General features: G+C 69.4%; 19 protein-coding genes and 1 pseudogene. 9 read left to right on the top strand and 11 right to left on the bottom strand.

Features of this window, described 5'->3' with window-relative positions:
* Window positions 1-323: 323 nt before the first annotated feature.
* Window positions 324-680, bottom strand: a pseudogene (locus QSK25_RS39470) (transposase); the annotation flags it as partial.
* 710 nt (window positions 681-1,390) lie between these two features.
* On the opposite strand from QSK25_RS39470, the gene QSK25_RS39465 reads away from it, so the two are divergent.
* The 3 genes from QSK25_RS39465 (at window position 1,391) to QSK25_RS39455 (ending at window position 4,438) form a co-directional block, all read left to right on the top strand.
* Window positions 1,391-2,209 (top strand): metallophosphoesterase family protein, encoded by an 819-nt coding sequence (locus tag QSK25_RS39465; protein ID WP_285646148.1) that lies wholly within the window; start codon window positions 1,391-1,393, stop codon window positions 2,207-2,209.
* 2 nt (window positions 2,210-2,211) lie between these two features.
* Window positions 2,212-2,856: a 4'-phosphopantetheinyl transferase family protein gene (locus QSK25_RS39460; RefSeq protein ID WP_285646145.1), complete on the top strand. Its 645-nt coding sequence runs from the start codon at window positions 2,212-2,214 to the stop codon at window positions 2,854-2,856.
* Between the two features lie 103 nt (window positions 2,857-2,959).
* Entirely contained in the window at window positions 2,960-4,438 is a 1,479-nt protein-coding gene (locus QSK25_RS39455) for a glutamate-cysteine ligase family protein (protein ID WP_285646142.1), read from the top strand.
* A gap of 289 nt (window positions 4,439-4,727) precedes the next feature.
* Here QSK25_RS39455 and QSK25_RS39450 read toward each other — a convergent pair whose 3' ends face one another.
* A complete protein-coding gene (locus QSK25_RS39450) occupies window positions 4,728-6,638 on the bottom strand; it encodes a cellulase family glycosylhydrolase (RefSeq protein WP_285646139.1) in 1,911 nt (636 codons plus the stop codon).
* Between the two features lie 216 nt (window positions 6,639-6,854).
* On the opposite strand from QSK25_RS39450, the gene QSK25_RS39445 reads away from it, so the two are divergent.
* Genes QSK25_RS39445 through QSK25_RS39430 form a run of 4 tightly spaced genes read left to right on the top strand, consistent with a single transcriptional unit; the run spans window position 6,855 to window position 10,885 of the window.
* Window positions 6,855-7,916, top strand: a complete 1,062-nt coding sequence (locus QSK25_RS39445; protein ID WP_285646137.1) for an AAA family ATPase — start codon at window positions 6,855-6,857, stop codon at window positions 7,914-7,916.
* Window positions 7,913-9,526: a vWA domain-containing protein gene (locus QSK25_RS39440; RefSeq protein ID WP_285646135.1), complete on the top strand. Its 1,614-nt coding sequence runs from the start codon at window positions 7,913-7,915 to the stop codon at window positions 9,524-9,526. Before QSK25_RS39445 ends, QSK25_RS39440 begins: the two co-directional genes overlap by 4 nt.
* Window positions 9,526-10,194, top strand: coding sequence for a DUF3800 domain-containing protein (locus QSK25_RS39435; protein WP_285646133.1), 669 nt, complete (start codon window positions 9,526-9,528; stop codon window positions 10,192-10,194). The genes QSK25_RS39440 and QSK25_RS39435 overlap by 1 nt, the downstream gene beginning before the upstream one ends.
* Window positions 10,187-10,885 carry a class I SAM-dependent DNA methyltransferase gene (locus tag QSK25_RS39430; RefSeq protein WP_285646131.1) on the top strand — a complete coding sequence of 233 codons (699 nt, stop codon included), beginning with the start codon at window positions 10,187-10,189 and terminating at the stop codon, window positions 10,883-10,885. The genes QSK25_RS39435 and QSK25_RS39430 overlap by 8 nt, the downstream gene beginning before the upstream one ends.
* Here QSK25_RS39430 and QSK25_RS39425 read toward each other — a convergent pair.
* From QSK25_RS39425 to QSK25_RS39400, 6 genes are all read right to left on the bottom strand, one after another.
* Entirely contained in the window at window positions 10,878-11,207 is a 330-nt protein-coding gene (locus QSK25_RS39425) for a condensation domain-containing protein (RefSeq protein WP_285646129.1), read from the bottom strand. The two genes, QSK25_RS39430 and QSK25_RS39425, sit on opposite strands and share 8 nt — an antisense overlap.
* A gap of 20 nt (window positions 11,208-11,227) precedes the next feature.
* Window positions 11,228-11,794, bottom strand: a complete 567-nt coding sequence (locus QSK25_RS39420) for a TIGR03086 family metal-binding protein (protein WP_285646125.1) — start codon at window positions 11,792-11,794, stop codon at window positions 11,228-11,230.
* Window positions 11,794-12,204, bottom strand: a complete 411-nt coding sequence (locus QSK25_RS39415; protein ID WP_285646122.1) for a type III secretion system chaperone family protein — start codon at window positions 12,202-12,204, stop codon at window positions 11,794-11,796. The genes QSK25_RS39420 and QSK25_RS39415 overlap by 1 nt, the downstream gene beginning before the upstream one ends.
* The gene (locus tag QSK25_RS39410) at window positions 12,129-12,791 is read right to left on the bottom strand and encodes a DUF998 domain-containing protein (protein ID WP_285646119.1); all 663 of its coding nucleotides are present in this window, start codon (window positions 12,789-12,791) and stop codon (window positions 12,129-12,131) included. Before QSK25_RS39410 ends, QSK25_RS39415 begins: the two co-directional genes overlap by 76 nt.
* A 125-nt stretch (window positions 12,792-12,916) precedes the next feature.
* Window positions 12,917-13,657, bottom strand: coding sequence for an SDR family NAD(P)-dependent oxidoreductase (locus QSK25_RS39405; protein ID WP_285646116.1), 741 nt, complete (start codon window positions 13,655-13,657; stop codon window positions 12,917-12,919).
* Between the two features lie 17 nt (window positions 13,658-13,674).
* Window positions 13,675-14,532 carry a LysR family transcriptional regulator ArgP gene (locus QSK25_RS39400; RefSeq protein WP_285646163.1) on the bottom strand — a complete coding sequence of 286 codons (858 nt, stop codon included), beginning with the start codon at window positions 14,530-14,532 and terminating at the stop codon, window positions 13,675-13,677.
* 99 nt (window positions 14,533-14,631) lie between these two features.
* Here QSK25_RS39400 and QSK25_RS39395 point away from each other — a divergent pair, with 99 nt between their 5' ends.
* Window positions 14,632-15,180, top strand: coding sequence for a LysE/ArgO family amino acid transporter (locus tag QSK25_RS39395; protein WP_285646162.1), 549 nt, complete (start codon window positions 14,632-14,634; stop codon window positions 15,178-15,180).
* Between the two features lies 1 nt (window position 15,181).
* Here the strand turns inward: QSK25_RS39395 and idi are convergent, their stop codons facing one another.
* Entirely contained in the window at window positions 15,182-15,757 is a 576-nt protein-coding gene (idi, locus tag QSK25_RS39390) for an isopentenyl-diphosphate Delta-isomerase (RefSeq protein ID WP_285646161.1), read from the bottom strand.
* Window positions 15,758-15,868: 111 nt separating this feature from the next.
* On the opposite strand from idi, the gene QSK25_RS39385 reads away from it, so the two are divergent.
* The gene (locus QSK25_RS39385; protein ID WP_285646114.1) at window positions 15,869-16,057 is read left to right on the top strand and encodes an MbtH family protein; all 189 of its coding nucleotides are present in this window, start codon (window positions 15,869-15,871) and stop codon (window positions 16,055-16,057) included.
* Window positions 16,058-16,103: 46 nt separating this feature from the next.
* Here the strand turns inward: QSK25_RS39385 and QSK25_RS39380 are convergent, their stop codons facing one another.
* Together QSK25_RS39380 and QSK25_RS39375 are read right to left on the bottom strand one after the other, a co-directional pair.
* Complete coding sequence (locus tag QSK25_RS39380) at window positions 16,104-17,396, bottom strand: YVTN family beta-propeller repeat protein (protein WP_285646112.1); 1,293 nt, start codon at window positions 17,394-17,396, stop codon at window positions 16,104-16,106.
* Window positions 17,397-17,432: 36 nt separating this feature from the next.
* Window positions 17,433-17,915 (bottom strand): GNAT family N-acetyltransferase, encoded by a 483-nt coding sequence (locus QSK25_RS39375; RefSeq protein WP_285646111.1) that lies wholly within the window; start codon window positions 17,913-17,915, stop codon window positions 17,433-17,435.
* Window positions 17,916-17,932: the final 17 nt, after the last annotated feature.

The raw sequence follows: 17,932 nt of genomic DNA, 5'->3' as shown, positions 1-17,932 counted from the left end.
ACCCTGGCAGCGGTCCCCACCAGACCAGACGACAGATCTTCGGAAAGACACAAGGTCAGTCAAGCCACGAGTCAGACCAGCCCAGCGAGAACCACCACACACATCCTCACTGTCAAGCCCCAATCCCTATCGACGCGTCAGCGGCGATGAAATGACCCGTCCCGTCGAGGTCTGCCCAACCACCGCCCACACGCGACCGGACCGTTCTCCCCGCGACAAGCGGTCCAACGGCACGATGAACGGTCATTGCTTAGCCAAGGCAACAAGAAGCCGGAGCCACCCCCAAGGTGGCTCCGGCGAGTCCTGAAGTAGGCCCAGTCTCAGCTGGCAGCCTTGGCGGCACGGCGATCAGCGGCGTCCAGCACGGCCCGAACCCAGTCGACCTCGTCCGCCCCGCAGGCCCCCTCGGCCACGGCGCGCCGCAACCGGACCCACAACCCCAGGTCGGTCCACTCCTGGAACCGCCGGTGCACGGTCGGCACGGTCACGCCGAACGAAGCCGGCAGGTGCCGCCAGGCGCACCCGGACGACAGCACGAACACGATCGCCGTGAACACCGAGCGGTTGCAGACCCGGCCGCGCCCGCCGCCCTGACGGCGGACCTTGGCCGGCGGGATCAGCGGCTCGACCAGCGACCACAGGTTCGCCGAGACCAGGCGGGACGAGAGCTGCTCGATCACGTCACCGCGGCCCGCCTCGGCGCCGTGCTCGGAGGACGACGGCCAGGCGGCGGTGCGCATCCAGGAGTCGGTGCGCGGGGCCACGTCGGCGGGCCGCTGGTCCTGGCGGGCGGACTCGGCGCGCTGGCGGGAGCGGAGCAGGGTGGCCAGGGCGGTGTCCTCGGCCGTGGTGCGGCGCTGGGGGACGGCGTAGGCCTGGTGCTGCTGCGCGTGACGGGCGATCTCGGCGCCCACGGTGCGGCGGAACGACGGGTTGTTCTGCAGGCGCGGGTCCACCGGCTGGCCGTAGCGGGTGGGGACCTGGCCCACCTGCTGGCGCGCGGTGACCGGGACCTGGCCGGGCGCCGGCTGACGCACGGGCACGGGGCGCCCTGGCACCTGACGGGGCGGGACCTGGCGCGCGAGTCGCGGGTCCGGGGTGCGAGCGAACTGTGAGTCGGTCATGGTGTGGTCCTCCGCCAGGACTTTTCCGTCAGGTGACAGCGCTCACAGTAAGAAGGCGGTCAGGAAACAGGTAAGTAGGTAGGCCAAACGGGGCGACGAACGGACGTGCGATGGCGATGCGCGGCCTGCCCTGTTGAGACGAGTGGCGCACGGTCTGCGACGAACGGATAACCGGTCGTGTGCCTGTCGACACGACCGGGTGGTGCCTCTCGTCCCCCATCGGGCGGTAATGATCCAGTCGTTGACGGCCCGGTTACCTTCGACATGTGAAGCTCTTGGCCACCAGCGACCTGCACGTCTCCTACCAGGACAATCGTGACGTCGTGGACGCGATCTCGTCGCCGGACCCCTCGGACTGGCTGATCATCGCCGGGGACATCGGCGAGAAGTTCGCCGACATCGAGTGGACGCTGCGGAAACTCCGCCCGAAGTTCGCGCGGTTGATCTGGTCGCCGGGCAACCACGAGCTCTGGACCACCAAGGACGACCCCAACCAGGCGCGTGGCGAGATGCGCTACAAGCAGCTCGTCGAGCTGTGCCGCAGCCTGGACGTGATCACGCCCGAGGACCCGTACGTGACGTTCGACGGTCCTCAAGGGCCGGTCACTGTCTGTCCACTTTTCCTCGGGTACGACTACTCCTTCAGGCCACAGGGCGCCACGGACGTGAAGTCCGCGCTCGCCCTCGCGCACGAAGCGGGAGTGGTCTGCACGGACGAGTACTTCCTGCACCCCGACCCGTACCCGTCGCGGGAGGCCTGGTGCCAGGCGCGCGTGGCGGAGACCGAGGAGCGGCTCGCCGCGGTGAACGGTCCGACCGTGCTGATCAACCACTACCCGCTCGTGCGCGACCCCACGTTCGTGCTGCGCTACCCCGAGTTCGCGCTCTGGTGCGGGACCGCTCTCACGGCCGACTGGCACCGCAGGTTCAACTGCGTCGAGATGGTCTACGGGCACCTGCACATCCCCCGCACGACGCGCTACGACGGCGTGCGCTTCGACGAGGTCTCGCTCGGCTACCCGCGCGAGTGGAAACCACGCGGCACCACCCAGGTGAAGCTGCACGACGTACTGCGGGAGTCGTAAAGGTGCTGGAGCAACTTCTTCCCCCGCCCATCGCGGCGGTGGAGCGGTACAACGACGACATCCCCGTCGAGCTCTTCCCCGAGGAAGAGGCGCTGCTCGGCAACTCCGTGCCCAAGCGGCGGTTCGAGTTCAGCACGGTGCGCGCGTGCGCACGCGAGGCGATGACGAGCCTCGACGTGCTGCCCGCCGCGATCCTGCCGGGCCCGAAGCGCGAACCGCTGTGGCCCGACGGCGTCGTCGGCAGCCTCACGCACTGCGCCGGCTACCGGGCCGCCGCGCTCGCGAGGTCCAGCGACTTCTCGACGATCGGCATCGACGCCGAACCGCACCAGCCCGCGCCGGACGGTGTGCTGGGCGCGATCGCGATCCCCGCCGAACTGCGCCGGATGCCCGGCCTGAAGGCCGACGACCCGAAGATCTGCTGGGACCGCCTGCTGTTCAGCGCCAAGGAGTCCACCTACAAGGCGTGGTTCCCGGTCACGAACCGCTGGCTCGGGTTCGAGGACGCGGACATCACGCTCAACGCCGACGGCACGTTCCACTCGCGCATCCTGCTGCCCGACACGCCGATCGCCGGGTTCGACGGCCGCTGGCTCGTGCAGGGCGAGCTCCTCATCACCACGATCGCGGTGCCCGCGCGAGATTAGGGTTTCGGCCTGTCCTGTTCGGGGGAACAAGACACACGGGTGTCGGATTGATCAACCATGGTGCACAGTGGTGTTGTGAACCCTCGACCGCCGGGAGGCCACCATGGGCGAGGACGTCGCGAAGCACGAGTTCACGCGCGAGGACCGCACGCGGTACCGCACCAAGGTGCGCCGGTGCCTCGACGTGTTCGCGCGGATGCTGCGTGAGGCGCGTTTCGACTTCGAACGGCCGATGACCGGTCTCGAGATCGAGATCAACCTCATCGACGAGAACTGCGATCCGGCGATGAAGAACCACGAGGCCCTGGACGTCATCGACGACCCGGACTTCGTGACCGAGCTCGGCCAGTGGAACATCGAGATCAACGTGGCCCCGCGCCGCCTGGCGGGCGGTGGCATCACCTCCTTCGAGGAAACGGTCCGGCGCAGCCTGAACTCCGCCGAGGAGAAGGCGCGCGCGGTGGGCGCGCACATGGTCATCAACGGCATCCTGCCGACGCTGCGTCCCCAGGACATCGCCCCGGACCTGCTCTCCGGCAACCCGCGCTACGCGTTGCTGAACGAACAGGTCCTGGCCGCCCGCGGCGAGGACCTCCAGATCTCGATCGACGGCGTCGAACGCCTCCACCTCACCGCGAACTCGATCGTCCCCGAGGCGGCCTGCACCAGCACGCAACTGCACCTGCAGGTCTCCCCCGAGCAGTTCCCCGCCTACTGGAACGCCGCGCAGGCCATCGCCGGCGTTCAGGTGGCCGTCGGTGCCAACTCGCCGTTCTTCCTCGGCAAGGAACTCTGGCGCGAGACCCGCATCGCCCTGTTCCAGCAGGCGACCGACACCCGCGGCGACGAGCTCAAGGCCCAGGGCGTGCGACCGCGCGTGTGGTTCGGCGAGCGGTGGATCAACTCGATCTTCGACCTGTTCGAGGAGAACGTCCGCTACTTCCCCGCGCTCCTGCCCATCACCGACGACGAGGACCCCTTGGCCGTGCTGGACAAGGGCGACACGCCGTCGTTGAGCGAGCTGAAGCTCCACAACGGCACCATCTACCGCTGGAACCGCCCGGTCTACGACGTGGTCCGCGACCGCCCGCACCTGCGCGTGGAGAACCGCGTCCTGCCGGCCGGGCCGACCATCGTGGACACGCTGGCGAACGCCGCCCTGTACTTCGGCCTGGTGCGGGCCCTGGCCGAGGACGAGCGTCCACTGTGGTCGCAGATGAGCTTCCAGGCGGCCGAGGAGAACTTCAACGCGGCCTCCCGCAACGGCATGGACGCGCAGATGTACTGGCCCGGCGTCGGCACCGTTCCGGTGGTGGAGTTGGTCCTGCGGCGGCTCCTTCCTCTCGCGCACGAGGGGTTGATCAGGTGGGGCGTCGACTCCGCCGAGCGGGATCGGCTGTTGGGCGTGATCGAGCAGCGGTGCCTGTCCGGGGTGAACGGCGCGACCTGGCAGGCGCGCGAGTTCCACCGGCACTACGACCACACGCACATGGACCGGGCGGATGCGTTGCGGACCATGCTGCGGACCTATGTGGACCTGATGCACGCCAACGAGCCCGTGCACACCTGGCCGCTCACGTGAGGTGAGTCGGCCGGTCGGTGAGGCCGAGCAGGGCCGGCGGTGGTGCCAGAACGGGTGAACGCGGCCCGTTGTGGACGCACCGGCCGAGCCTGCGCCGAAGCTCAACGGCGGCGGGGCGCTCCCAGCGTGGGCGCCTCGACCACCGACGAGTCGAAGCTACCACTCCGCACCGACAGAAGATGACGGCTGTCCACAGCCGCCCCGACGACAGGAGCGGTGCGGCGAACGTTCTCGCCGCACCGCTCTGCCTGAGTCCGACCAGAGCCGGGCGGGGACCAGCTCAGAAACTTCAGGACGTCGGGAAGTTGTCCGGCGTGCGCATGCGCTCGCGCACCCACACACCGGCCGGCTTCAGGACGTTGGTACCCGCGAACGTGGTGCCCGAGCAGGTGCCGGTCTTGAACACCGCGCCCGTGAGGCCGTCGTCGGAGAAGTTCCAGTTGGCCCAAGAGATCTTCTTGCGCTCCATCAGGTCGATGTACTTCTGCGACATGGTGAAGTCGTTCGAGCCGCCACCGGAGGCCGCCTGGGTGCCGAACTCGGTCACGAAGACCGGCACCTGCGACGACACCTGGTCGAGCACCTGGAGGTACGCGTCCCGGTGCGCCTGGGCGTAGAAGTGGAACGAGTACATGAAGTTGGTGGCGTTGACCCGGTTGTTCAGCACCTCGGACGGGCTGTCGCCGTCGGAGTGGCCGAAGGTCGACCAGCCGTTGGTGCCCGAGACGATGAGGCTGTCCGGGTCGATGTTGCGGATGACCGGGATCATCTGCTCGGCGTAGGACTTCACGCGAGCCCACGACGTGCCGTTCGGCTCGTTGGCGATGTCGTAGATGATGTTGGTCTTGTCCTTGTGACGCTGGGCGATCTCCGTGAAGAACGTCTTGGCGCGCGCCAGGTTGTAGTTCGGGTCACCGGGCGAGAGCTGGTGCCAGTCGACCAGGACGTAGATGCCGCGGCGGGTGGCTTCCTCGATGTAGCCGTGCATCAGGTCCGTGAACTTGCGGGGGTCGGTCTCGTAGCCGTCTTCCTGGATGTACATGGCCACGCGGATGAAGTCGGCGTTCCAGTCGGTGGTCAGCGCGTCCCACCACTGGGGCTTGGAGCACTGGTGGTACCACTGGATGCCGTGCGTGCTGGCGCCGCGGAGCTGGATCGGCTTGCCGTACTGGTTGCACAGCTGCACGCCGCAGACGCGCAGCAGGCCGTTGACGTCGTGCGGCCTGGTACCGCCGCCACCGGCCTGCGTGCGCACCGTGACGGAGTTCGAGGCGCCGGACTGGTTGCCCGCCGCGTCGCGCGCCCGCACGGTGAAGGTGTAGTCGGTGTTCGCCGTCAGGCCGGTGACGGTGTGCGTGGTGCCCGAGACCGTCTGGCCGTTGGACAGCAGGTAGCCCGTCACGCCGACGTTGTCCGTGGAAGCGTTCCACGCCAACGAGACCGACGACGACGTCGAGCCGGTCGAACGCAGGTTGCCCGGCACCGAGGGGGCCTCGGTGTCGCCGCCAGAACCGGGCTGCGTGCGGACCGTGATGATCTCCGACACGCCGGACACGTTGTCCGCGGCGTCCCGCGCCTGCACGGAGAAGGTGTACTCCGTGTCGGGTGAGAGGCCGGTGACGGTGTGCGTGGTGCCCGAGACCGTCTGGCCGTTGGACAGCAGGTAGCCCGTCACGCCGACGTTGTCCGTGGAAGCGTTCCACGCCAACGAAACGGACGACGACGTCGAGCCGGTCGAACGCAGGTTGCCCGGCACCGAGGGGGCCTGGGTGTCCGGTGTGCCGCCGGGCGCGTCGACGTCGACGCGGTCCAGGTTCGGGCCGCCGTTGACGGTCGTGGAGACCGTCCTGATCGTGTTCGAACCCGCCTGCAGGCCCAGCGTGATCGTCTTGGTCGCCCAGGTCGTCCAGGCGCCCGTACCGTTGAACGACCAGGCGCTCTGCTTGCGGACGTCGTTCAGGTAGATGTCCATCGGGCGGTTGGTCGACGTGCCGTTGGCGTACCGGAAGGTGATCTTCGCGGCGGCCGCGGTGGGTGAGTTGACGACGAACTCGACGGAGCTGCCGACGGCGTTGTCGTAGTTGACGAACCCGGTGCCGGTGTGGCCGGCGTGGTTCGACTCGACGACGCCGCCCGAGATCGTCGCGTTCTCCGCCTGGTACTCGACCACGGCGGCGTTCGCGGCGGTCGGGACGACCACGGCCGGGACAATCGAGACTGCTAGTGCTGCCGGCAAGGCCAACAACAGGGGTCTGGCCACAGGGTGCCTCCTGTGCAAGGGGAACAGCAGGGCGCGGCGGCGATTTAGTTAAGAAGGTTTCCTATCGGTGGTGGCTTGAATCACAGCACTGGACCACTACCCCTGTCAATAAATCGGACGACCGGAACATGTCGGGTTTGGGATCCTCGACGCCTCATGCGATCCACAGTCACCGTGACACCAGCACAGCTTCCGGAGGTGCTGCTGCACGTCGCCGTCGTCCGACCGGTCTTCCTCTGGGGAGCACCGGGTATCGGCAAGTCCTCACTCGTCCGCAAGTTCGCCGCCGAGCTCGGCCTGGAGTGCGTGACCCTGCTGGGCACCCAGCTCGCGCCGGAGGACCTCATCGGAGTTCCGGAACTCGTCGGTGGCCGAAGTCGTTTCGCCCCACCGGAGTCGATCGCGCGGCACGACCCGTACTGCCTCTTCCTCGACGAGCTGAACGCCAGCGCGCCCGAGGTGCAGAAGGCGTTCTACTCGCTGATCCTCGACCGGCGCATCGGCTCCTACGAGCTGCCGAAGGGCTCGATCGTGATCGGCGCCGGCAACCGGGCCGTCGACAACGCCCTGGCGCGCCCCATGGCGTCCGCGCTGGTGAACCGCATGATCCACGTGCACCTCACGGCGTCGGCGCGGGACTGGCTGTCGTGGGCGCGCGAGAACGACATCCACCCGTGGGTGCTGGAGTACCTGACCCAGCGCCCCGACCACCTGTGGAGCGCCGCGCCGAAGGTCGAGGAGACGTTCTCCACGCCCCGCGGCTGGCACATGCTCTCCGACGCCCTGCACTCGTTCGGTGACGACGTCTCCGAGGAAATCCTGGGTGTGCTCGCGTTCGGCACGGTCACGGCGAACCACGCGTCGATGTTCAAGGCGTACGTCAAGACGGTGCGCAACGCCTACGGGCTGGAGGCCGTGCTGCGCGGCGACACCCGCTGGCCGTCGGCTCCGCAGGACCGCGACCTGCTGTACTTCCTGGGCGAGGCGTTCCGGGCACGGCTGGTCAAGGAACTGCCGCACGACAAGGCGCACGCGTCGGCGGCGGGAAAGCAGCTGGCACACCGGGGAAAGGCGTTGCTGCTCGAACTGGCCGAGCTGTCGCTGGAGGTCGCGCAGATGGTGATCGCGGCCGATGACGACGGCAACCCGGTGCTGCCCGCGTGGTTCCTCGTGGAGGTCACCCGTGACCTGCCCCGCCTGGTCGCCGCCCGCGGATGAGCAAGCGCGGCAAGCCCCACGTCGACCCGGCGAAGCTGGCGTTCGAGGCGGCGGACCGGCGGATCGACGCGCATCCGCTGTTCGCCGCCCTCAGCACGTACGTGCGTCGCGACTCCGAACACCCGTGGGCGGACATCTCTCTCGACGGTCTGCTCCTCGCTCACCCGACGCGCAGGGCGACCGAGGACGAGTGGGCGTGGGTGTTCGCGCATTGCCTGCTGCACCTGGGTTTCCAGACGCACGACTGCAAGCAGGTGCTGGAGTTCCAGCCCGCGTTGAAGTTCGGCCGGATGCCCGACAGCTGGGACCCGGACCGCTGCGTGCGCGGCGAGGCGCCGAACGCCCCGGAGAAGTGGACCAACCGGTTCGCCGCCGGGCTCTCGAACGCCGCCACGGCCGCGATCGACGTGGCGGGCGGCGCGCGCTCGTCGCTGACGGACTCCCGGCCGGTCAAGACCCAGTGGGAACTCGCGCTCGGCTGGTTCGTGTCGAACTACCCGCTGCTGGGCGCGCTCGCCACCACGATGAAGATCGTCGCGGACGCGGAACTGGCGCGCGGCTGGGACATCGCGATCGCGGCGGTGTCGGCGGCGTCGGCCGAGATCTACGTGAACCCGTTGGCGGGCTTGACGAAGCTCGAATGGCGGTTCGTGCTCGCACACGAGATGTTGCACGCCGCCCTGCGCCACTGCGACCGGGTCGGCGGCCGCGACGCCTACCTGTGGAACGTCGCCGCCGACTACGTCGTGAACGGCTGGCTGGTCGAGATGGGCGTCGGCGCCGCGCCGTCCGGGGCGCTGCACGATCCCGAACTGCGCGGCCTGTCGGTCGAGTCCGTCTACGACCGCATCACGACCGACCTGCGCCGGTACCGCAAGCTGCTCACGTTGCGCGGCAACCACCAGGGCGACCTCCTGGGCGAACCGTTGAGGGGCCCGTCCGACTTCGCGGACCTCGACGACTTCTACCGGCGCGCCCTGCTGACGGGCCTGAGCTACCACACGTCCGCCCGCGGCCTGCTGCCCTCGGGGCTCGTCGAGGAGATCCGCGCGCTGGAACACCCGCCGCTGTCGTGGGACGCCCAGCTGGCGCTGTGGTTCGAGGAGTTCGTTCCGGTGCAGGAGAAACGGCGTTCCTACGCACGGTCCTCGCGGCGCCAGGCGTCCACTCCGGACATCCCACGGCCGGGTTGGGTGCGGCCGGAGACGCGGGACCAGCGGCCTACGTTCGGCGTCGTGCTGGACACGTCCGGTTCGATGGACCCGAAGCTGCTGGGCAAGGCGCTCGGCGCCATCGCCTCCTACTCGGCGGCACGTGACGTACCCGCCGCGCGCGTGGTTTTCTGTGACGCGATGGCATATGACGCCGGATATGTGCCTGTCGAGGACATCGCGGGCAGGGTGACGGTGCGCGGGCGCGGCGGCACGGTGCTGCAGCCCGGGATCGACCTGCTCGAACGCGCCGACGACTTCCCCCGGGCGGGACCGGTCCTCGTCATCACCGACGGCCACTGCGACGTGCTGCGGATCCGGCGCGAGCACGCGTTCCTCGTCCCGGCGGGCGCACACCTGCCGTTCCGCGCCCGCGGCCCCGTGTTCCGGATGTCCTGATGGAGATCGCCTGCGACGAGTCGGGATCCGAGGGCGAGAAGCTCGTCGGCGGCGTCACGGCGGTCTTCGCGCACGCGGGTGTCGCGCTGTCCCAGGACGACGCGGCCCGGTGCGTGAGCGCGCTGCGTGAGATGATCAAGTCGCCGGCCCAGGAGTACAAGGCGAACCACCTGTTGCGCGCCAAGAACCGCTGGGTGCTGCTGTGGTTCCTGGGCGCGGACGGCCCGCTCGCCGGACGCGCCCGCGTGCAACTGCTGGACAAGCGGCGGTTCCTGGCCTCGCGGGTGCGCGCGGAGTTCGGCGCGGTGACCGGGCCGCTGGAGCTCTACAACGACCTGCTGCGCGCCCGTGGCCCGCGCGGCACGCTCGACCCGTTGTTCCCGGCCATCCTGCGGGCCGTCGCGCAGTGGGGCGGGCCGGTGTCGATCGTGCACGACCAGCAGCTGTCGCTGACGAACGGGCGGATCCGGCAGCTCAAGAAGCTCGCGCCGAGGCTGAAGAGCCTGACGCTGGTGGACTCGCAGTACGACGCACGGGTGCAGGTGGCGGACTTCCTCGCGGGGATCGCGCGGCGGGTCGCCGAGGAGGAGCTGAACGGAAGACCGGACCGAGAGGTGATCGAGTTGCTGATGCCGTTCGTCGTGGGACCGAGGATGTGGCATGCCTGACGCGCTCTTCGCCGACCCGAGGCTGGCCGCGCTGTACGACCTCTTCGACGGCGAACGCACCGATCTCGTGCCCTACCTGGAGATCGCCGCCGAACTGGGGGCGCGCACGGTGCTCGACGTCGGCTGCGGCACGGGCTGCTTCGGCACGCTGCTGGCCGACGCCGGGCTGACCGTCGTCGGCGTCGACCCGGCCCTCGCGTCGCTGGAACTGGCGCGTGCCAAGGACTCCCGCGTCACGTGGCTGCACGGCGACGCCACGACCCTGCCGCCGCTGCAGGTCGATCTCGCCACGATGACGGCGAACGTCGCGCAGGTGTTCCTCGGTGACGACTGGGACGCCACCCTGCGCGGCATCCACGCCGCCCTGAAACCCGGCGCGCACCTGGTGTTCGAGTCACGACGACCGGAGGCCAGGGCCTGGGAGGGCTGGCGCGTCCCCGTGCAACGCGAGAAGAACGGTGTGCGCGAACGACGTGACTTCCTCAGCGCCGACCTGCCGTTCGTGTCCTTCCGGCACACGTACCGCTTCCCGGACGGCCGTGAGATCGCCTCGGACTCGACGCTGCGGTTCCGCACCCGCGAAGAATTCGGGGAAAGCCTGACGGCGCACGGGTTCGAGGTCGTCGACGTGCGCGACGCACCGGACCGTCCGGGCCTCGAGCACGTCTTCGTCGCGAAGAAGCTCAGCTGACCAGCGCGGGTTGCTTCCACGCCTGCACCAGCCACGGCAGGACCCGCGGCAGCCGGTCGGCCACGATGTCGTGCAGCACCAGCACGATCCGGCCGGTCCGGTCGGGTCCGGCGTCGAGCCACACGACGTGCATCAGCACGCCGGACTGCAGGTCGAGGCCCGCCTCCGCCTCCGCGAGGGCCGCGGGGGTGGCGGCGGCGGGGTCCTCGACCACGTGGTGCGCGAAGCCGCTGCGACACAGTTCCGGATGCAGTTCCACCAGGGAATCCATGGCGGCGGCGAGGCGTCCCACGCCCAGCCCTGCCCGAACCTGCACCGTCATCGTCCTCACATTAGGAGAGCCTAACCTATGCTCCAGGCGGGATCTCGCCCACTGAGTCCCAGGACACGGTCCAGCAAGGGCGCGTTCGAGTCGACCTCGACCGCCGCTCCGAAGAGCGAGCCGTCGCGGTCGTCCGGGCCGATCGACGACACGAAGCCGTGGACGACCTGGAGCAGTTCCGGATCGACGGAGAACGGCTGGCCGGTGGCCTGCGCGAGGTCCCAGCCGTGCAGCACGACCTCGTCCAGCGCGACGGCGGCCGCCACCTCACCGGGCAGGTCGACGCCACCGGCCCGCGTCATCCCCTCCCAGGCGGACGGGGAACGCCAGGCCGCGGCGAGCTCGTCCAGCCGCGCGGGCATCGACTCGCGGAAGTCCAGCGGCAGCCGGGCTGAGTCACCCGACGCGGCGCCCTCCAGCGGGGTCTTCGACGCCGCCATCGTGAACGCGACCGACAGGCCGTTCACGTGGTCCAGCAGGTCGCCGACCGTGTAGTCGGGACAGGGGGTCGGCGCCTTCAGAGCGCCGTCCGTCACCCCTCGCACCAGGCCCGCCAGCTGGTCGGCCGCGGGCGTCAGGTCGAACATCAGTAGCCGTCTCCTCCCCAGAACTGCTCTTCCAACGTGTCCGCGGTGCCGGCGAGCAGCTGGAGCGGGTCGGTGAACTCGTGGATGTCGAGGTCGGACAACGGCAGCGAGTGCCGCACCACCACGTGGTCCCCCATGATCGCGAGACCGCACGCCACGGTGGAGTTGCCCACCTCCACCAGCACGTCGTGGAGGTTCACCTGCGAGGCCAGCCCGCACGGGGAGGCGATCTGCACCCACTCGTGCATCTTGTCGAGGACTTCGCGGACGATGATCACGACCTGCGTGCGCGGGTCGTCGTCCTCGTCCTCGTCCCCGAAGGTGAAGAGGATCCTCAGTTCTTCACCGTCGTCGTGGATGACGTCGTACTCGGCGCGGACGTAATCCGCGAGGTCTCCCCAACTCGCCATGGCGCAACCCTACTGGCCGCGACGGCCCACAGCCCGACGACGAGCACGGCGAGCACCTCGGCCGCGAGCAAGATCCTCTCGATGTACCCCAACGGGAACACGCGCCACCACCGAACGTCGGAGACCACGCCCAGCACAACGGCGTAGAGCAGCGGCATGAATGCGACAACGCTCAACAAACCGGACGCGAGAACCCACCTGGCGTGTCGCGACCACACCTCGTGCCTCAACCACGGCAGGGCGAGCGCGATGATGGCGACCGGCAGGCTGACGAACGCGACCATGCTGCCGAACCGGTGGATGCTGCCGCTCAGCTCGTTGGTGCCCATCGCCCAGTTGGTCTTGGGGAAGATCACCACGAGGAACAGCCCGAACGACCAGAGCGTCAACGCGATCGCGCCGACCGAACGCCAGCGCGTCAGCCCCTTGTGGACGAGCACGTACAGGATCGCGAGCGAGCCCGCGGCCAGCAGCACCACGGCGACGTCGAAGACGGGGCGGTAGTCGCCCAGCGCGTACTCGCTGATCGTGCGGCGCAACGGGCCGACGGTCAGGTCGAGCAGCCCGACCATGGCGATCGTCGCCACGACGGCGAGTGAACCGCCGGCGGCGGCTAGACGAGGTATCAGCACATATCGGACAACGCCTGGGTGAACGTGCGGGGTTCCTGGGTTCAGGAACCCGACAGGATCCACCCAGCGTTCCGACAGCTTCAGCTCAGGATCGCGCCGCAGGTCACGTTGACCTGCGCTCCCGTGATCGTGCGGCCCCAGTCCGAGGCCGCGAACACCGCCGCCCTGCCGACGTCCCGCACCGTGGCGGCCCTGCCCAGGACCGTCTGGCCGACGATGTCGGGTTCGACCTGGTCGCGGAACTCCGCCGGGATCGACTCGGGCACGCCGCCGGTCTGCAACGTCACCGTGCGCACGCCGTGCGGGCCGAGTTCGGCGGCGAGCTGGCGGCGCATCGCCTCGACCGCGTCGAACGCCGTGACCAGGCCGCCGAGGTGCCACCGCCGGTGCACCCGGCCGTCACCGGTGCCGCCGAAGAACAGGAGGACGCCACCGCCCTGCCGGATCATGTGCCGGGCGGCGGCGCGGGCGGTGAGGAACTTCGAGCGGACGTTCGTGACGACCGGGGCCAGGTAGTCGTCGACGCTCATCTCGTGCAGCGGTGTGCCCTGGACGTCGTTGTCGGAGATGACGTTGACCGAGATGTCGATGCGGTCGAACGTGGCGGCGTGCTCGTCCACCGCGCGTTCGTCCAGCGCGTCGACCACGGCGTACCGCGCGCCGATCGCGGCGGCCTTCTCCTTCAGCGACGCCTCGGTGCGCGCGGCCAGGTGCACGTCCGCACCCGCGGCCACGAACGCCTCGGCGATCGCGCCACCGATCGTGCCCGCGCCGTAGATGACTGCGGTCTTCCCGTTGAGGTTCATCGGTTCGCCGGTCATGGCGACGAGGCTAGGCCCTAACGCAACGCCTCGCGCGCCTCAGCAGCAACGGCCTCGGCCACCGCGGTGAGCGCCGGCGAGTCGAGCTTCCACTGCTGCCAGTACAGCGGAACGGAGATGGTGCGGCCCGGCGCGAGATCGACCAGCCCGGCCTGGAGCTGTTGCGGCGGCACCATTCCCCAGCCCAGGCCAGCCACGATCGCCCGCACGTACACCTCGGACGACGGCACGAAGTGGCGGTGCTCGGACGCGCCACGGCCACGGGTCAGCGTGCGCACGAACCTGTCCTGCAGGTCGTCGTTGCGGTCGAACACGACGACCGGCGCGTCCGGCAGCCACGACTTCAGCGGGCCGTCCGCGACCGACTCCACGTAGGACTCGGACGCCATCGCCGCGTACCGGATCTCGCCCAGCTTGGTCACCGAGCAGCCCGCCACCGGTTCGCGCGAGGAGGTCACGGCGGCCATCACCACACCCTGCCGCAGCAACGCCGTCGTGTGGTCCTGGTCCTCGCGGTGCAGGTCGAACGAGATGCGCAACGCGCGCGGGACCCGTTGCAACGCGGGCAGGAACCACGTGGCGAGCGAGTCGGCGTTGACCGCGATCGGCACCCGCACCACCGCGGAGGCGCCCAGCGCCGCGTCCAGGTCCTGGTCCAGCGCCATCAGTTGCCGACCGTACCGGACCAGCACCTCGCCGGACGGGGTGAGCCGCACCGGCCGCGCCCGCACCAGCAGCACCCGGCCGGTCCGCTGCTCCAACGCCTTGATGCGTTGCGACACAGCGGAAGGCGTCACGTGCAGAGACGCCGCTGCCGCGTCGAACGTGCCGGCGTCGACGACCGCGAGCAACGTCCGCACCAGGTCGAGGTCCATCACGACTGCTAATGATACGTAAGAATCTGTAGCTGTTCTCATCAGGAACGCATCAATACCGTGGACCGCGTGACAGACCTGTTCCTCGGCTTCGGCACCATGATGACCCTGATCGTCGCGATCGGCGCGCAGAACGCTTTCGTGCTGCGCCAAGGACTTCGGCGGCACGCGGTCGGCCGCGTCGTCGCCGTGTGCGCGATCTCGGACGCGGTCCTGGTCGCCGTGGGCGTGGCCGGGTTCGGCGCGCTCGTCGACGCCTTCCCGCGGGCCGTCACGGTCGCGGCCGTCGTCGGCGGCGTCTTCCTGCTGGGCTACGGCTTCCTGGCCGCGCGCCGGGCGTTCGCGCCGTCGGCGATGACCGTCGACACCGGGACGTCCGGACGGCCGGTGCTGACGGCTCTGGCGCTGACGTGGCTGAACCCGCACGTCTACCTCGACACCGTGCTGCTGCTCGGCTCGATCGCGGCCGGCCGGTGGTTGTTCGGCGTCGGCGCGGTCACCGCGAGCATCACCTGGTTCGTGGCGCTCGGGTTCGGCGCGCGGCTGCTCAGCCCGTTGTTCGCGAAGCCGCGCTCGTGGCGGGTGCTGGACGGGCTGATCGCGGCCGTGATGATCACGCTGGGCGTGACCCTGATCGCCGGGTGGTGACTCAGTTCAGCACGACGGCCGGGGGAAGTCCCTCAGGCCCGGCGACCGGCCACGCCAGCGGGTCGGGCCCCAGCTCCACCAGCTCCGCCACCTGCAACCGGGACCACGGCGACACGGCGCGCGTGCCGTCCAGCACGCTCGACGCGTACTCGCTCCACGGCACCCGTTCGGTCGAGTCGACCTCGTCCGGGTTCGGCACCGGCTCGGCGTCGGACAGCACCCTGAACACCGGGCACATCTCGTTCTCCACCACGCCGTCCATCACCGCGCGGTAGCGGAACGCGGGCAGCAGCAGCTCGGGCGCGGGCGTCGTCATGCCGAGCTCGTCGCGCAACCGCCGCAGCACCGACTGCGCCATGTCCTCCCGCGGCAGCGGGTGGCCGCAGCAGGTGTTGGTCCACAAGCCGGGGAACGTCTTCTTGTGCAACGCCCGGCGCGTCAGGATCGTGTTGCCGGAGGAGTCGAAGACGTAGCTGGAAAACGCCAGGTGCAGCGGTGTGTCCGCGTGATGCACCACTGCCTTGTCCTCGACGCCGACGGCCGTTCCGTCCTCGGCCAGCAGGACCACCTGTTCCACAGTCACGCGCACCACGTAATCACATGCGGACCAAGATCGGGAACCAGGTGTTCACGAGAGCTTGAGCGCGGAGATAGCGCCACCATAGGTGTCGACCGTCACTCTGGTGGCATGACTTCCCCGTTCGCTCAGGCTCACACCATGTTCCTGGTGCTGGTCAGCCCAACGGGCCAGTACTCGATCTGGCCCGCGGTGCTGCAGGTGCCCGCAGGCTGGCAGGTCGTCCACGGCGTCGCCTGCCGCCAGTCCTGCGAAGCCCGCATCGAGGCGCTCCGCACCGACTACCCCCTCGCGGCCTGATGCGTCTCCCGGCCGCGACGGCCGGGAGACGCATCAGGACCGGTTCCTAGAGCAGGCGGATGTAGCCGTGCGCCGAGGCGCCGCCGTGCTCGTTGTTGCCCGCGTACGACACCGTGAAGCCCTGCAGCAGCGTGGCCAGGCCGACCAGCAGCGGCACGTTGGCGTCGCAGACGGCCTTGCCGGAGGAGTTGGTCGTCGCGGTGCAGAGCGGGTTGCCCTTCACCGTGCGGAAGACGACCTGCTGACCGGCGATCGGCGCCCCGGTGTGCTTGTCGGTCAGCGTGGCGTTGAGCCCGCGGACCGTGAACCCGAGCAGCCGCAGCTGGAGCTGGGCCGTGCCGGAGGACAGCTTCGACGCCGCGGGCGGCACGAAGTTGATCGCGATGCCCACCGGGCGCTCACCGACGGCGACCGTGCCGGTGACCGTGTTGGACGCCGTGTCGATGATCGACACCGTGTTGCTGTTGTAGTTCGTCACGTAGGCGGACGCGCCGTCCGGCGTGAGGGCCACGCTGATCGGGCGGTCGCCGACGAGGATCTTCTGGGTCTCGGTCATGGACGCGAGGTCCACGACGGAGACCCGGTCGAACTCGCTGTTCGTCACGTACGCGCGGGTTCCGTCCGGCATCACCGCGATGCCGTGCGGCGTGAAGCCGACCGCCGCGGTGCCGACGACGGTGCGCGTGGCGACGTCGATGGCGGAGACGCTGTCGGAACCCTTGTTGACGACGTACATCCGGGTGCCGTCGGGAGAAGCCGCGATGGCCGTCGCGGCGCTGCCGACGGCGATGGTGCCGGCGACGGTGTTGGACGTCGTGTCGATGACCGAGACCTTGCTCGGGCCGGGCTGGTCGTGCGTGACGTAGACGGCCGAGCCGTCCTTGGTCACGACGACCCCGTCGGCGTTCGAGCCGACCGCGATGGTCGCGGTGACCGTGAGCGTGGCCGTGTCGACGACGGACACCGTGCCGTCGAGGTAGTTGGTGACGTAGGCGAAGCCGCCACCGGGTGCCACCGCCACACCGGCCGGATGTGATCCGACGGGGATGGACTTGTCGACCGTGTTGGTCGGCGTGTCGATGACCGTGAGCGTGTTCTGCACGGAGTTGGTGACGTAACCGCGGGTGCCGTCGAACGCGACCGCCGCCATGTAGGGGGAGTTGCCCCCGCCGTCGGCGATCGTCGTGGACACCGCGTTCGTGGCCGTGTCGATGACCGACACCCCGCCGCCGTTGTTGGCGACGTAACCCAGTACCCGGCCGGCGGGAGCCGCCTGGGCCGGGGTCACCACCAGTGCCGCGGTGACGGCCGCAGCCGTCACCAGTGGACGCAACCGCATGTTCATTGCCTCCTGGCGCGATTCACCCCGACCTTCTCAGCTCATCGCGGCAGGATGAGAGGACGTTAGCCTCTTCTCGAACCAGTGGTCGGCGTACTCGGCGGCGTTGTAGTCGTCGATCTCCACGAATCCGTGCTTCGCGTACAGGCCCCGCGCCTCCACGAGATCTTCGCGCGTGTCGAGCCGGAGCGCGGAGAGCCCGAGCCGCAGCGCCTCGGTCTCCATCGCGACGAGCAACGCCGACGCCGCGCCCTGCCCGCGGAACGGTGTGCGCACGAACATCCGCGTCAGCTCGCCGACACCGTTGTCGAGGAAGCGCATGCCCAGACAGCCGACATCGTTGCCATCGCGGGAGATCACGAGGAACACCGGCACGTCGTGGTCTTGTTCGTCCCGTTCGTAGGCGTCGATCTCGGCGTCGTCCGCCGGCCGCCCCCAGTAACGGCTGATCATCTCCGCGTTGTACTCGCGGTTGAGCGGGGAGAGCGCGGCGTCGGCGGCGGTCACGGTCCAGGTCATGCGACCATCATCTGGAG

The organism is Lentzea sp. NBRC 102530 (assembly GCF_030269365.1).
Classification (GTDB): Bacteria; Actinomycetota; Actinomycetes; order Mycobacteriales; family Pseudonocardiaceae; genus Lentzea.
The sequence above is the reverse complement of the archived record's forward strand: the minus strand, read 5'-3'. Positions and strand labels throughout refer to the sequence as shown.

Excerpts from the sequence above, each read along its gene's own strand:
- QSK25_RS39455 (WP_285646142.1), top strand. The coding sequence starts at position 2,960 with ATGGGCGAGGACGTCGCGAAGCACGAGTTCACGCGCGAGGACCGCACG.
- QSK25_RS39445 (WP_285646137.1), top strand. The coding sequence starts at position 6,855 with ATGCGATCCACAGTCACCGTGACACCAGCACAGCTTCCGGAGGTGCTG.
- QSK25_RS39440 (WP_285646135.1), top strand. The coding sequence starts at position 7,913 with ATGAGCAAGCGCGGCAAGCCCCACGTCGACCCGGCGAAGCTGGCGTTC.
- QSK25_RS39435 (WP_285646133.1), top strand. The coding sequence starts at position 9,526 with ATGGAGATCGCCTGCGACGAGTCGGGATCCGAGGGCGAGAAGCTCGTC.
- QSK25_RS39430 (WP_285646131.1), top strand. The coding sequence starts at position 10,187 with ATGCCTGACGCGCTCTTCGCCGACCCGAGGCTGGCCGCGCTGTACGAC.
- QSK25_RS39425 (WP_285646129.1), bottom strand. The coding sequence starts at position 11,207 with ATGACGGTGCAGGTTCGGGCAGGGCTGGGCGTGGGACGCCTCGCCGCC.
- QSK25_RS39420 (WP_285646125.1), bottom strand. The coding sequence starts at position 11,794 with ATGTTCGACCTGACGCCCGCGGCCGACCAGCTGGCGGGCCTGGTGCGA.
- QSK25_RS39415 (WP_285646122.1), bottom strand. The coding sequence starts at position 12,204 with ATGGCGAGTTGGGGAGACCTCGCGGATTACGTCCGCGCCGAGTACGAC.
- QSK25_RS39405 (WP_285646116.1), bottom strand. The coding sequence starts at position 13,657 with ATGACCGGCGAACCGATGAACCTCAACGGGAAGACCGCAGTCATCTAC.
- QSK25_RS39400 (WP_285646163.1), bottom strand. The coding sequence starts at position 14,532 with ATGGACCTCGACCTGGTGCGGACGTTGCTCGCGGTCGTCGACGCCGGC.
- QSK25_RS39395 (WP_285646162.1), top strand. The coding sequence starts at position 14,632 with ATGATGACCCTGATCGTCGCGATCGGCGCGCAGAACGCTTTCGTGCTG.
- QSK25_RS39385 (WP_285646114.1), top strand. The coding sequence starts at position 15,869 with ATGACTTCCCCGTTCGCTCAGGCTCACACCATGTTCCTGGTGCTGGTC.
- QSK25_RS39380 (WP_285646112.1), bottom strand. The coding sequence starts at position 17,396 with ATGCGGTTGCGTCCACTGGTGACGGCTGCGGCCGTCACCGCGGCACTG.
- QSK25_RS39375 (WP_285646111.1), bottom strand. The coding sequence starts at position 17,915 with ATGACCTGGACCGTGACCGCCGCCGACGCCGCGCTCTCCCCGCTCAAC.